13 protein-coding genes are annotated in these 12,895 nt (G+C 54.7%); 9 read left to right on the plus strand and 4 right to left on the minus strand.

The genetic code is table 11. The annotated features are described in order from the left end of the window. Positions 1-121 precede the first annotated feature (121 nt). Complete coding sequence (locus tag IAE50_RS01770) at positions 122-712, plus strand: TetR/AcrR family transcriptional regulator (RefSeq protein WP_200579389.1); 591 nt, start codon at positions 122-124, stop codon at positions 710-712. 26 nt (positions 713-738) lie between these two features. Here IAE50_RS01770 and IAE50_RS01775 read toward each other — a convergent pair whose 3' ends face one another. Both IAE50_RS01775 and IAE50_RS01780 read right to left on the minus strand, forming a co-directional pair. Continuing rightward, complete coding sequence (locus IAE50_RS01775; protein WP_200579390.1) at positions 739-1,518, minus strand: BPL-N domain-containing protein; 780 nt, start codon at positions 1,516-1,518, stop codon at positions 739-741. A gap of 520 nt (positions 1,519-2,038) precedes the next feature. Then, positions 2,039-2,839 carry a helix-turn-helix domain-containing protein gene (locus IAE50_RS01780; protein ID WP_200579566.1) on the minus strand — a complete coding sequence of 267 codons (801 nt, stop codon included), beginning with the start codon at positions 2,837-2,839 and terminating at the stop codon, positions 2,039-2,041. Between the two features lie 77 nt (positions 2,840-2,916). Between IAE50_RS01780 and IAE50_RS01785 the strand changes: the two genes are divergently transcribed. From IAE50_RS01785 to IAE50_RS01800, 4 genes are all read left to right on the plus strand, one after another. Next, positions 2,917-4,953 (plus strand): FUSC family protein, encoded by a 2,037-nt coding sequence (locus tag IAE50_RS01785; protein ID WP_200579391.1) that lies wholly within the window; start codon positions 2,917-2,919, stop codon positions 4,951-4,953. Beyond that, positions 4,946-5,161 carry a DUF1656 domain-containing protein gene (locus IAE50_RS01790; RefSeq protein WP_042712952.1) on the plus strand — a complete coding sequence of 72 codons (216 nt, stop codon included), beginning with the start codon at positions 4,946-4,948 and terminating at the stop codon, positions 5,159-5,161. Before IAE50_RS01785 ends, IAE50_RS01790 begins: the two co-directional genes overlap by 8 nt. Next, positions 5,158-6,021 carry an HlyD family secretion protein gene (locus tag IAE50_RS01795; protein ID WP_200579392.1) on the plus strand — a complete coding sequence of 288 codons (864 nt, stop codon included), beginning with the start codon at positions 5,158-5,160 and terminating at the stop codon, positions 6,019-6,021. The genes IAE50_RS01790 and IAE50_RS01795 overlap by 4 nt, the downstream gene beginning before the upstream one ends. A gap of 95 nt (positions 6,022-6,116) precedes the next feature. Beyond that, entirely contained in the window at positions 6,117-6,974 is an 858-nt protein-coding gene (locus IAE50_RS01800) for an erythromycin esterase family protein (RefSeq protein WP_200579393.1), read from the plus strand. An 11-nt stretch (positions 6,975-6,985) separates the two neighbouring features. Here the strand turns inward: IAE50_RS01800 and IAE50_RS01805 are convergent, their stop codons facing one another. Next, positions 6,986-7,870: a LysR family transcriptional regulator gene (locus IAE50_RS01805; RefSeq protein WP_200579394.1), complete on the minus strand. Its 885-nt coding sequence runs from the start codon at positions 7,868-7,870 to the stop codon at positions 6,986-6,988. A 162-nt stretch (positions 7,871-8,032) separates the two neighbouring features. Between IAE50_RS01805 and IAE50_RS01810 the strand changes: the two genes are divergently transcribed. Next, complete coding sequence (locus IAE50_RS01810) at positions 8,033-9,169, plus strand: alpha/beta hydrolase (protein ID WP_200579395.1); 1,137 nt, start codon at positions 8,033-8,035, stop codon at positions 9,167-9,169. A 172-nt stretch (positions 9,170-9,341) separates the two neighbouring features. Then, positions 9,342-10,517, plus strand: a complete 1,176-nt coding sequence (locus IAE50_RS01815; RefSeq protein ID WP_200579396.1) for an MFS transporter — start codon at positions 9,342-9,344, stop codon at positions 10,515-10,517. A gap of 23 nt (positions 10,518-10,540) precedes the next feature. Here IAE50_RS01815 and IAE50_RS01820 read toward each other — a convergent pair whose 3' ends face one another. Then, positions 10,541-11,443, minus strand: coding sequence for a LysR family transcriptional regulator (locus IAE50_RS01820; protein ID WP_200579397.1), 903 nt, complete (start codon positions 11,441-11,443; stop codon positions 10,541-10,543). Positions 11,444-11,541: 98 nt separating this feature from the next. On the opposite strand from IAE50_RS01820, the gene IAE50_RS01825 reads away from it, so the two are divergent. Both IAE50_RS01825 and IAE50_RS01830 read left to right on the plus strand, forming a co-directional pair. Next, positions 11,542-12,090, plus strand: a complete 549-nt coding sequence (locus IAE50_RS01825) for a GNAT family N-acetyltransferase (RefSeq protein ID WP_200579398.1) — start codon at positions 11,542-11,544, stop codon at positions 12,088-12,090. 114 nt (positions 12,091-12,204) lie between these two features. Next, the gene (locus IAE50_RS01830; protein ID WP_200579399.1) at positions 12,205-12,726 is read left to right on the plus strand and encodes a GNAT family N-acetyltransferase; all 522 of its coding nucleotides are present in this window, start codon (positions 12,205-12,207) and stop codon (positions 12,724-12,726) included. Positions 12,727-12,895 lie beyond the last annotated feature (169 nt).

A 12,895-nucleotide genomic window follows, 5' to 3' on the forward strand; every position in this document is an offset into this window, starting at 1 on the left:
GCATAAGCCTCTGCTCTTCACACTAAGAAAGGGGAGCATTTGCTCAGGTTGTAACGTTGTAACCGGGGGGGTAAACTTACCGACACTCGAGTAGACCGTGTCGCCTGAAGGGAAAACCCTATTGAAAACCCCTAATTTCTCTGAGCTGATAAAAATGACAGCTCTGCAACTGTTCAAAGAAAACGGGTTGAATAAGGTTTCAACCCGTGATTTAACGCAAAAACTCAATATTTCACGAAGCCACATCTATCACTATTATCGTGATTGGGAAAGTCTCAAAATAGATGCTATCCAGTACATGCTGGATAAAGATATTAATGAATACCATAGCTTTTTACAGGCTTCTGAAGTCTTAAGCGCAACTGAGAACGTTCTCCACTATATTCGATATCTGCTGCCTGACGCACCTTCCGCACACTGGTTGCTCTATCTTGAACTCTGGCCAATGGCCGCCCGCGATAATAATTATGCTCAATTAGTTCACAATCAATATCTCAGGTGGAGAAGCATCCTCGAGGAAATTATTAATCTCGGCATTAAAGAAAAAGCGTTCCTCACCCAGGACGCCTCAGCCTCTGCCCGGAAAATAAATGCATTAGTAGATGGTTACTCCAGTATGCTGATCCTTGAGTTTACTGCTGAAAAGCGCACTGTTTATATCAGCGAACTTTCTGAGCTTTCTTTTGAGATACTTAAAGTAAGCTCCCGGTGAGGTGACAAAATGCCTTGCGGGAGTCATCACTTTTTTATGTCAAAATAAGACAAAATACGCGCCATTTTACTCTCCGCAGTGGTGTTGCCTGGCATTGTGGAATCAATCCAGGTTTTATCAGCCTCAGGGTGTGGGCCAGAAAGCAGCACGGTACCTTTACCGTATTTATAGCGTGCCATTGCGATATCGCCGTTCTCATAATAGGCAATTGCTTTGAACCCATCCGTTGGATCGCCATTATCCATATAGGGCCCATCCTGATAGTAAAAAGGCTCACGTTTATTATTCCAGTCTATCTGCAGCGTGTAATCACCCTGATCGTAGGCGCGCGATCCCGGCCTGCCTACTTCTGACTCCAGTGAAGTATCGACCAGCCCAATCCAATCTTTGCCTGCGAGGTAAGCGCCCATGCAAAGACCAATAAATCCTTTGCCACTTTTTACAAAATTACGCACAGCTTCGGCACCTTCATCGCTGAGTGCCTCATAAGAACCCGGGATATCCTGTCCTCCTCCAGGCTGAACGTAGATATCAAAACTTCTCAAGGTTTGTTCATTCACTTTGAGCTTTTCAGCTTCGCCTACATAGGTAATATCCAGCGGCAACCCTGTTTTCATCAACGATTTGTAGACCATTTCGGAACAGCCAGCGCATCCGGCCTGACCGCGATAAAGGGCGATGTGATAAGTCTTATGATCCTGGACTCCAGCCGCGGCAGTGCCGTAAGAAGGGGTTAAAAAGAACAAAGCTAATAAGGTTAACCTACGTATTGTTGCGGATTTTGTTGCCTGTTTTAAAAGAAACATACGAATGATTCCCCTGTCATATAAATGTCATCTTCCCGCCAGGTAAATATTTGCAGGTCACGCCAGAACCTTTTGCAAAATTAGAGCGGTCGCTCAAATTTATGCGTATCGTCGTTTATGTCAAGTTTTTTTGCTTTAGTAAGATAAAAGAAAAAGGCAACTGAACTGAAAAATTCGGCGTCCATTTCGCGGTCAACTATCTGTTTCGGTTGCGATATGTGCAGGTGGTAGAGTGAAATGGCGGGTAAAAACAGGTGCAGAATTCTGTTGTGAACAAGAACCGTTTAAAAAGTCATTACAGTAACTATTATCGCGGATTCACACTGCCTGTTTTATTAATGACGTTGGGCGGTGCAGTAAATTTTGGCTGGCAAGTGTTGCTTCCTCTCTCTTTTAGAGAGGGTTGCCAAAGGTCACTGGCAGAGGCGGGTTTACTTCTTACCTGCAATTAATCGCTTATGCGGCAGGTTTTTGCTGGCAGCGTTATGCCCAAGGCGAATGTCAGCAACCTCGCTGCACATCACGGTGCGGGATCTGCCGTTCTCTTTGCGGCAAAATAGTGTGCTGGCGTGCTGCCCATGGTTTTCTTGAACATGGTGATAAAGGCATTAACCGACTCATAGCCCAGATTGGCCGCTACGTTTTGTACCGAGACTCCGCTTGCCAGCTCCCGCAAGGCAACGATCAGATGCAGCTGCTGGCGCCACCTTCCAAAGGTCAGGCCGGTTTCGCGTAGCATCAAGCGGGCTAAAGAGCGCTCGCTGAGCGCCAGCCGCTTTGCCCAGCTTTTAAAGGTGCTCCGATCTTCCGGATGGCTGACCAGCGCATCGGCCATGGCGCGGATTTTTGGATGCGATGACACCGGCAGGCTCAGTTTCTGCTGCGGCATGGTGGCGAGCTCATCGAGCGTCACGCGGGTCAGCCTGCCGGCATGGCTCTGTGCGGCGCAATCCACCTCTTCATGAGTTAAGCGCTCCACCAGCGCTTTAATCAGCGGTGAAATCGCCAGCGTGCAGCATCTCTCCGGCAGCGCAGCGGCACCTGGTTCAATAAACAGATAGTTGAGATGCGCATTCCAGGTCGCTTTGGCGCTATGCGCGATCCCCCCGGGGATCCACATCGCGCAATCTGGTGGCACGATCCAGAGATCATTTTCCGCCCGGCAAATTACCGCGCCGTACAGCGCAATGATCAGCTGCCCCTTGCGGTGCGTATGAACCGGCACTTCAGCCGCGTAATCCACGAAATCAATATGGCGTGCAACCGCCGGGCCGGAGGTGCTGTCCGGATCAAACAGAGTATGAGCAAGTCGGGGCATCATCACTTTGGCAACATTTAGGTATTTTTTGACAGAATAGGGTATTTAGTGACCTGCGCAAACCGGAAATAATGCCCGGTATGAGCAAAATAACCTTTCGTCACATAGTTCCCGTGAATCTGATCAGCCGCATATCAGGACGCAGGCTTGCATCGACGCTGCTGAGCGATGCCCACGCCTTGCTTTACTCCGTCAGGAGCTTTGCCGCCGCGATGCTTGCCTGGTACGTTGCCCTGTCGATCGGTCTTGAGCGACCCTCCTGGGCAATCATCACCGTCTATATTGTTTCGCAAACCTCGGTGGGCGCGTCCCTAAGCCGCAGCCTCTATCGCCTGGCAGGCACCGTCGTGGGGGCAGGGGCGACGGTGTTGATTGTGCCGACATGTGTGAACATGCCCATTTTATGTAGCGTGATGCTGACCGGCTGGATCACCTTCTGCCTCTGTTTATCCCTGCTGGAACGCACGCCCCGCGCCTATGCCTTTGTGCTGGCCGGCTATACCGCAAGCCTGATTGGTTTCCCCGCTGTCTCCGATCCTGGCTCGGTGTTTGACATCGCCATCATTCGGGTGCAGGAGATCACCATCGGCATTCTTTGCGCCGCGCTGATCCACCGATACGTTTTTCCGCGCCGGATCTCCGGGCTGTTCAACACGACATTAGCGCAGACCCTGCACTCGGCGCGCCAGCGTATCGCCGACACCTTGTCAGGCAAGCCCGTTGCGCAGTCAGGGCCGCTGCATCTGGCGCTGGACCTGCAATTTCTGCAGGGCATCAGCCACCATATTCCCTATGATTTTGCCCTTTCGGTGCCGGTGCGCCAGGCAAGGAAAGCCCTGCATGACAGGCTGGCGCGGCTGGTCATCGTCAACGGTGAATTACGCGATCGCATACAGATGATTGCCAGCATGCCAGCCGATATTCAGTTGCTGCTGGATGACGTTCAGGCCTGGCTTATCTGTGATGATGCCGGGCAGCGTAAAAGCACGGCAGAGGCGCTACGAAAACGCAGCGCCCGGTTGGCGCAGCGGCGCGCGGCGCAGATAAAGACATTTGAGGACGCGCTGGTGGTGAATATGATCCGCTATATCACGGAGTCGATAACCCTCATACACGAGTGTGAGCATCTTTCTACCGCCATCCATCACGCCAGGCCAGTGCCTGCGCCAACAGAAAACCACGCGCTGAAAGGGTATGTTTTTCATCGCGATCCGCTTACGGCCGCCCGCACGGCGCTGGGCGCCTTTGCCATCATCCTGAGCGGCTGTCTGGTATGGATTTACTCAGCCTGGCCAGAGGGCGGTACGGCGGTCTCTATCCTTGGAGTGTGCTGCACGCTGTTTGGCAGCTTCGACACGCCGGCACCCCATATTCTGAAATACATTATCGGCTCCATCTGGGGCGTTTTGATAAGCCTGATCTATAGCTTTCTCCTGCTTCCCCAAATCAGCGATTTCGCCGTACTGGTTGCGGTGTTTGCACCGGTCTATCTGCTGGCCGGGTCACTGCAGGCGCGGCCACCCACCACCTTTATGGCAATGGGCATCACGCTGACGCTGCCGGTGTTATGCGAACTGGGGGCGCACTACAGCGGTGACTTTGCCGTCGCGGCGAATACCGCAATCGCGCTCTTTATAGCGACCGGCTTTGCATTTATCAGCATGAGCCTGCTGCAAACCGTGCAGGCAGACGCCGCGATAAGTCGTTTGCTGAAGCTCTGCCAGCGCGATATTCGCCGCAGCGTGAGCGGGGTGGTGACCAGCGATGAGGCGCACTGGACCAACCTGATGATTGATCGGGCCGCGCTGCTGATCCCGCGCCTGTCGCGCAGCGGGGCGTCATCAGCACGGGCGCTCGATCATCTGTTGCACTTTCTGCGCATCGGTCTTTCTGTCCGCCACCTGCGCCGCGGCGATTCGCCTGTGAGATGTGAGATCAACGAAGTGCTGTATCGCCTAACCCGCACAACTGAAACCGAAGCCTTGCGTGAGCGCATCGTCGCGATCGCAGGCCGCTGCTTGCGTGCAACTGATGAGCCATCGCGCCAGTTTGTCGACAAGCTGGTTGATCTGCACTGCGCGTTACGCGCGCAGGACGAGGAGTCCGCCAATGATTAATGACATTAATATCGGGGGCGTTTTTATCCCCGGATTGCTGGTAACGGCGCTTATCGCGCTGGTCTGCACGTTGCTGCTCGTGCCGCTACTTTGCTACAGCAGGCTTTACCGCCGTTTGCCGTTTCGCCCGTTGCTCGATCTCTCAAGCTATATCGTTACCTTTTTCCTGCTGTTGCAGGGCCTGACCACCCTGGGGTTACTCGTATGAAATCTTTACTCTCTTTACTGGGACGCTATGTGGTGACGCTGAGTGCTGTCGCGGTGGCAACGCTTGTGGCGTTTATCCTCTGGAAACATTACGCACAGACGCCGTGGACGCGCGACGGGCGGGTGCGTGCAGATGTGGTGCAGATTGCGCCGGATGTCTCCGGGCCGGTAAGCAGTGTGATGGTGCGCGATAATCAGTGGGTTAACCGGGGCGATACTCTCTATGTTATCGATCCGCACTGGCTGAAGCTGAGTGTGCTCAGCGCGCATGCCGACGTTGAGGCAAAACGTCATGAGATGCTGATGCGCCAGGATGCGGCGCGCCGACGTGCACAAATCAAAGAGGTCATTTCCGGCGAGGATATCCAGCAGACACGCAGCGCGGCACGTGTCGCGGTGGCTAATTATCAGGGCGCGCTGGCTGCGCTGGAGCTGGCGCAGCTGAATTTATCCCATGCCACCGTTCGCTCGCCGGTTGCAGGTTATGTCACGCATCTGCGGCTCCGCCCTGGTGACTATGCCACGGCGGGGGAGACAAAAGTCGCCATTGTCGATGCGCACAGTTTCTGGGTGGTCGGTTATTTTGAAGAGACCCGGCTGCGACATATCCAGGTTGGCAACCGTGCGCAGGTTTCGCTGATGGGGTATGACGCGATGATTAGCGGACACGTGGAGAGTATCGGGCGCGGGATCGGCGATAGCAATGACGAAACCGGCGGGCTGGGGCTACCGGAGGTTAACCCAACCTTTAACTGGGTGCGGCTTGCGCAGCGGGTACCTGTGCGTATCCAGTTAGACAGGATCCCTGAGGGCGTAGTGTTAGTGGCCGGGCTATCCGCCAGCGTCGCTATCGCACCTTAAATGGCGTTTGCATCCCAGGCGAGCATGGCGGACGACACCGCCGCCTCATAACGTTAAGGTTAGAGCGTGAATATCCCGGAAGGAGACGCATTCTGATGATCAGAACCACGGATTATGCACGTAACGAGCAACGGCTTTTTCGCGACAAACGGTTTATTTTTTTGGGCGAGTCCATCCATGGTGTAGCGGAATTTACGCAGTTAAGAGAGGAGATCGCGGCGTGCTATTTTGATCACGCCGCAGTGTTGATATTTGAGGCTGACAGTACAGGGATGCTGTTTTCTCATCAACACAACGAATCTGCCTTGGGCAGACTGAAGAATTTCCCCAAAATATTACGCACTCAGGAAACCGTAAGCTTACTGGCATGGGCTATCTCAAGAGATATTCCCTGTCTGGGCATCGACCCCATTCCTCGCAGACCTTTAACCGATTTCACCCAGCAGTGGCACGCAATCCGGCACCGGGAAACAGATGACTATTCCAGCGCCAAATCAGCGGGTACGCTTTTTGCCTGGCGTGACGCAAGCATGGCTGAAAAGTTAATTGCCTTAACCTCAGCCTACCCCCGGCAGCGGATGCTGATCATGCTGCATAACCTGCATATAAAACGAGCCGGGAGCCGTGAGCGGGCAGCATTAAAGCTGAAATCTGTACGAGAATATTTCGAAGAGGTTTTTCCCGGGCAAAGTCACTCTGTGGCTCAGCTTGCCCGCAGTGGCAGCGCCTTACACAATGATTTATCCCCCTTTAGCTTTCACATTACCGACCCACAATCCGCAGAGTCTCTGTGCGGTGATGCTGCCTGCACTCTGCTTACCGCGGCAGAAATACCGGATACCTGCATCGCATGGCACCATGCCTTTGAGCGTGAAACCGTGACAGCCAAAGATCAGTACGAGGGCTGTTTTATCTTCAACGCGGTGCGTCCTCCGATAGGCGTTTGCGGTTAAAACCGGCACCCTCAGATCCGCAATGTATCAATCACCGCGCGCAGAGCGGGCGAGACATTGCGGTGCGGATAGTAGAGAAACGAACCGTCGAGACGCTGGCTGTAAGGCTGCAACACACGGATAAGCTTACCTTGCGCTAACTCGTCAGCGACCAGCTCTTGTGGAACATAGGCCAGCCCCAGGCCGAGCCTCGCGGCTTTCGCTTCCATATAGCTGTCAGCAAACGCCCACTGTCCCTGTGGCTGGTGGGTCACTTTTTTACCCTCGCGCTGGAGTTCCCAGCCATACAGGCTACCATCGCCGAACTGATAAGCGATGCAGGGGTGCGCCACTAAATCTGCGGGATCTTGCGGGAAGCCGTAGCGACGAAAATGGTCCGGCGCGCCGACCACGACCATCTCCATGTCAGGTGAAATGCGCACCGCAATCATGCCACTGCCCACCTCTGGCCCGAGACGAACACCAGCATCAAACCTCTCGGCAATAATGTCGACAAAGCGGCTTTCGCTGATGAGCTCCAGCCGGATATCGGGGTAGCGCTGCTTAAAGACCGCAAGCTTCGGTAGCAGCACTTTATCGATGGTGTGCTGGCTGGCATTGATGCGCACCGTGCCGGAGGGCGTCTGCCGATAGTGAGCCAGTGTGGCGAGCCCCATATCTAATGCATCAAAACCCGATTCGACGGTCCGATAGAGCTGTTCACCGGCGTGGGTAAGCGATAATCGGCGCGTGGTACGTACCAGAAGCTGGACGCCCAGTCGCTCCTCCAGTTCGCGTACCGCACGGCTAACGCCTGATTGCGCCAGCCCAAGGCGCTGTGCCGCGGCGGTAAAACTCCCCTCCTGCACAACCAGCATAAAGAGGTAGAGATCGTTATAGTTTTCCCGTTTCGCCATGCTTTTGCCCGTCGCTATTCATAACAAATTGGTATCAATTCTAGCACTCTTTTGCCTCTAATCAGCACGATTACTGCTAACTATAATGAGCGCATTCCAACCAGGCGCAGCCGCGTTGTCCACGTGACAGCGCTCGCTGTGCCGTTTTTCAGGAGCATTTTGATGACTGTTTTCACCCGCACGCTGACAGCCGCGCTTCCTGCCATGCTGTTATGCGCATCATTAAGTGGAGTCACAACCATCAGTTACGCTGATACAACCCATCCGAACGCCCCCGTTTCGCTGGTCGAAAAGTGGGATAAAACCTTTGCTGAAAGCACGAACGTTGATCACCGTAAAGTGACCTTTCAGAACCGCTACGGGATCACCTTAGTGGCAGATCTCTACCTGCCGAAGGATCGTGGCGATCGCAAACTGGCGGCGATTGCCGTGAGCGGGCCTTTCGGCGCGGTTAAGGAGCAGTCCAGCGGCCTCTACGCGCAGACACTGGCGGAGCAGGGCTTTATCACTCTCGCGTTCGACCCCTCCTACACGGGGGAAAGTGGTGGCTACCCGCGTAATGTTGCTTCGCCGGATATCAATACTGAGGATTTCAGCACGGCGGTTGATTTCTTGGGTCTGCAAAAAGAGGTGGATCGCAACCGCATCGGGCTGCTCGGTATTTGCGGCTGGGGCGGCATGGCACTGAACGATGCCGTGATGGATACCCGCGTCAAAGCGGTGGCCACCAGCGTGATGTATGACATGAGCCGCGCGATGGGGCATGGCGTAGGTGATGGCAAAGATCGCTACACGACGGCGGATCGCCGCGCTGTGTTGCAGTATCTGAACGCCCAGCGCTGGAAAGATGCGGAAAACGGCACATTCGCAGCGGGCGGGCATGACATTTACGTCGATGAGAAGCGCAACGTGACCGCCGCTGAGCGTATTCTGCCGGAAACGCTGCCTGCCAATCCCAACCCGGTGTTGAAAGAGTTCTTTGATTACTACCGCATGCCGCGTGGTTTCCATCCGCGTTCGGTCAACTCAACCGGCGCATGGAATGCGACAATGCCGCTCTCATTTATGACGATGCCACTGCTGAGTTATGCCAGTGAAGTCACTATTCCTGCGCTTATCGTCACCGGTGAAAAAGCCCACTCGCGTTATTTTGCGCAAGAGGCTTTCAGGGCTCTCGGTAGCAAAGATAAAATGCTGGTGGTTATTCCGGGGGCAAACCATGTCGACTTATATGACAACGCGGCCGGGAAAATCCCGTTTGCTAAATTCGATGCGTTTTTTAAGACCTATCTAAAATAACGCACTGAACTGACGCTTTTATTGAGCCACCCCTTCTGCGCGGGTGGCTCTCATCTCTTTGATGTGAGGCCGCACAGGCTGCCTCACGCTCATCTTATTCACACCGTATGTCGTTATTCCCTGAATAGCGTCGGTTCCGGCTGCGCCGGATCGCGATAAAAAGAGGCTGATAATGTCCACCGAAACTCTTCCGTACCGTAACAGCTCCGCACACTGGGGAGGCGTATTCGCCATGACGCTCTGCGTCTTTGTGCTGATCGCCTCTGAGTTTTTGCCGGTCAGCCTGCTGACTCCGATTGCCAGCGATCTGCGCATCAGCGAAGGGCTGGCAGGGCAGGGAATTGCCATCTCCGGTGCGCTGGCGGTCGTGACCAGCCTGATGATTTCGCGCCTTGCCGGAGGCATCAACCGTAAATATCTTCTGCTGGGGCTGACGGCGCTGATGGCAATCTCAGGCGCAATTATCGCGCTGGCACCCGTCTACCCGGTTTATATGCTGGGCAGGGCGCTGATCGGTGTTGTTATTGGGGGCTTCTGGTCGATGTCGGCGGCGACCGCTATTCGGCTGGTGCCACAACATCAGGTTCCTCGCGCGCTGGCAATTTTTAACGGCGGCAACGCGCTGGCCACCGTTGTCGCGGCGCCGCTTGGCAGCTATCTGGGCGCAACCGTTGGCTGGCGGGGTGCTTTTCTGTGTCTGATCCCGCTGGCGATAGCCGCATTTATCTGGCAATGCATCAGCCTGCCGTCGATGGAGAGCGAGACAAAACGCAAGCCGCAGGGATCGCTGTTCCGTCTGCTCCGCGTTTCCATCGTTCCTGTTGGGCTGCTGGCCTGCGGGCTCTTTTTTATGGGGCAGTTTGCCTTGTTCACTTACGTGCGGCCGTTTCTGGAGAGCGTGACCAGGGTGAATGCATCTGGCCTCTCGTGGATTTTGCTTGCGATAGGGATTGCCGGTTTTGTCGGTACTCTGCTCGTATCGAGCGCCCTGAACGCCCGCTTTTATTTGACGTTAATCCTCATCCCGTTGCTGATGGCCGCCATTGCCGGCACGCTGCTGCTCACCGCGCAGAGCGTGTGGACGGTAGCCTTTTTGCTCAGCCTGTGGGGCGGGCTTGCGACGGCTGCGCCAACGGGATGGTGGACGTGGATAGCGCGCACGCTGCCCGACGATGCAGAAGCCGGCGGCGGGCTGATGGTGGCAGTTATTCAGCTCTCTATCGCGCTGGGTTCAACGGCAGGGGGCCTTGCATTTGACATACTGGGATGGCGAAGTGCGTTTGCCCTCAGTGGAGTATTACTGCTTGCGGCGGCAGCGATGACGGTTTTCATCTCCCGCCAGAAATAGCCGTGCCAGCCCACGCGATGCCATCAGCTCTCCTTTTTGACAAAGGATTCAGCGAGCTTTTTCAGCACTTCGTTCATTCCCCTGCTGACGATCCTGTCTTCACGCATAACAGTCCCAAGCGTTCGCTGAAGCGGGGGCGTCAGCGGGTATACGCTGAGTCCTTCACACTCTTCACGGGCTGCTACGGCGATGCGGGGAACGATGCTGTAACCCAGCCCGGATCGCACCATTCGTTTGATCGCTTCGATACTGCCCAGCTCCATCACCGGGCTGGCAAGCTGGCCTGCGTGCCGGAACCATTCGTCAATCAGCGCGCGCGTTCCGCTTCCTGATTCAAAAATAATCAACGGCAGCGATAAGAGATCGTCAGGAGAAAGCGCTTTCATCGATCGCGCGGATAAATCCTCCTCCATGATGACCACAAACGCATCCCTGTAGAGTGGATTAACGCTCACGCTTTTGCCTGCTGCTGGCAGTGTGACCAGGCCGATATCGATCCGGTTCTCCTCGACGCCGCGGACAATCTCTGAGGTGTTGCCGGTGCGCACATTCACTTTCAGCAGCGGATGCGTCTGGCGCAACTGCTGCAATATCGGCGGCAAAAGATGGATGCAGGCCGTTGCGCCTGTGCCAACGGTGACGGTGCCGGTGATCTCATCTGAATGTAGCGAGACCGCTTCCACCGCGGTGGTTACCGCTGCCGCTATTTTCTGGCAGTGCTCGCAAAGCGTTATGCCAGCCGCAGTGGGCTTGATTCCCCGGCCGGTTCGCTCAATAAGCCGCACCTGCAGCGTCTGCTCCAGTTGTCTTATTTGCAGGCTGACAGCGGGCTGTGTCAGGCCAAGCTCCTCCGCCGCTTTGGAGAAACTGCCCCGGCTGATGACCAGTCTGAAGGTGGCCAGATGGTCGAGGTTAAGGTTTGTCATGCCAAAGTTTTCCTTATGCTGCTGATAAGCCCGGTGGCCTGTCTGAAATGATCGCCAGGGGATAGTCTCTTTCTCAGACGCAATAAGGAGCCGTACTGATGGAAATTATTCAGGCAGAAGAACGACATATCCCGGCTATACAACAAATTTATGCATACCACGTATTACACGGCTGCGCCACGTTTGAAACCCAACCGCCCGATGAAGCAGAAATGGCATTCCGCCTCAAGAGGCTGCAGGCCGCCGGGCTGCCCTGGTTTGTTGCTATTGTGGATGGCCACGTGCGCGGTTACTGCTATCTGGCGCGCTACCGCGAAAGGCATGCCTATCGGTTTACTCTCGAAGATTCGGTCTATATCGATGCCGCTTGCCAGGGGCAGGGCATTGGCAAAAAACTGCTCTCGCGTGCGGTGGCATGGGCCGAAGCGAGCGGTTTTCGCCAGCTTGTCGCCGTGGTGGGTAATAGCGAAAACGCCGCCTCACTTGCCCTGCATCGCGGGGCGGGATTTATGCTTACCGGCACACTCAGATCGGTGGGATTTAAACATGGGCGCTGGCTCGATACCGTCATGATGCAACGCACCCTCGGGCAGGGGGAGACCACGCTGCCGGAGATGGCTGAAAGATCCGGGCATTCTGCCTACTGATGCAGTCGGCTGGAGATCAGTAGAGGTTGTTGTTGCTGATATGTTAATTCATTGTGGGTGTTTCGTTTTTGGTGATAACGTAGCCACATCATAAAACCCGCATAAGGGGTAACCGTGGCACACCAGCAAGCACCTTACATTGAAACAGAACGCCTGATTTTAAAGCAGTTTACCCTCGATGATTTTCCGGCGCTCCAGGCGTGCTGGTCGACCCCGGAAATGGCAAAAATAAGCGGTGGCGAGATCCCGACGGCAGAGATGGTCTGGGCTCGCTTATTACGTTATATCGGGCACTGGCAGGCGTTAGGGTATGGCTACTGGGCGGTGTTTGAAAAAGCAACGAACCAGTATGCCGGTGCGTTTGGCTTTCAGGATGCGCATCGCGACACCACGCCGAAGCTGGCATACCCGGAAGCGGGATGGACACTGATTCCGGAAGTCCGTGGCAAAGGTTATGCCTCTGAAGCGCTGGCAGCAATTTTACGATGGGCCGATGAGACACTCGCTTCGCCTGTCTGCTGCATCATTGCTGAAGAAAACCAACGCTCAAACTATTTAGCCGAGCGTTTCGGCTTCGAGTTTCAACATTATGTGAGTTATCGCAGTAAGCAGGTGCGGCTTCTGGTTCGCGGCTAAACTCTTAAAGCGCATTTATAAAATGTGATCGACATAACGTTTTTTTCTCAAAAAATAGTTTGTCCGATTAAATGTGCTTCGAAATGAAATAGTGGCGCCGGGTGAGTTAAAGCATTTCAACGGAATGTCGATATTAGATCGAATAACAACCCCAATGAGTGCCGCTAAT

This window comes from Kosakonia sp. S42 (assembly GCF_016624785.1).
Classification (GTDB): domain Bacteria; phylum Pseudomonadota; class Gammaproteobacteria; order Enterobacterales; family Enterobacteriaceae; genus Kosakonia; species Kosakonia cowanii.

Bases quoted from the DNA above. Each gene is read 5' to 3' on its own strand.
- IAE50_RS01775 (WP_200579390.1), bottom strand. From the start codon at position 1,518: ATGTTTCTTTTAAAACAGGCAACAAAATCCGCAACAATACGTAGGTTA.
- IAE50_RS01780 (WP_200579566.1), bottom strand. From the start codon at position 2,839: ATGATGCCCCGACTTGCTCATACTCTGTTTGATCCGGACAGCACCTCC.
- IAE50_RS01785 (WP_200579391.1), top strand. From the start codon at position 2,917: ATGAGCAAAATAACCTTTCGTCACATAGTTCCCGTGAATCTGATCAGC.
- IAE50_RS01790 (WP_042712952.1), top strand. From the start codon at position 4,946: ATGATTAATGACATTAATATCGGGGGCGTTTTTATCCCCGGATTGCTG.
- IAE50_RS01795 (WP_200579392.1), top strand. From the start codon at position 5,158: ATGAAATCTTTACTCTCTTTACTGGGACGCTATGTGGTGACGCTGAGT.
- IAE50_RS01800 (WP_200579393.1), top strand. From the start codon at position 6,117: ATGATCAGAACCACGGATTATGCACGTAACGAGCAACGGCTTTTTCGC.
- IAE50_RS01805 (WP_200579394.1), bottom strand. From the start codon at position 7,870: ATGGCGAAACGGGAAAACTATAACGATCTCTACCTCTTTATGCTGGTT.
- IAE50_RS01810 (WP_200579395.1), top strand. From the start codon at position 8,033: ATGACTGTTTTCACCCGCACGCTGACAGCCGCGCTTCCTGCCATGCTG.
- IAE50_RS01815 (WP_200579396.1), top strand. From the start codon at position 9,342: ATGTCCACCGAAACTCTTCCGTACCGTAACAGCTCCGCACACTGGGGA.
- IAE50_RS01820 (WP_200579397.1), bottom strand. From the start codon at position 11,443: ATGACAAACCTTAACCTCGACCATCTGGCCACCTTCAGACTGGTCATC.
- IAE50_RS01825 (WP_200579398.1), top strand. From the start codon at position 11,542: ATGGAAATTATTCAGGCAGAAGAACGACATATCCCGGCTATACAACAA.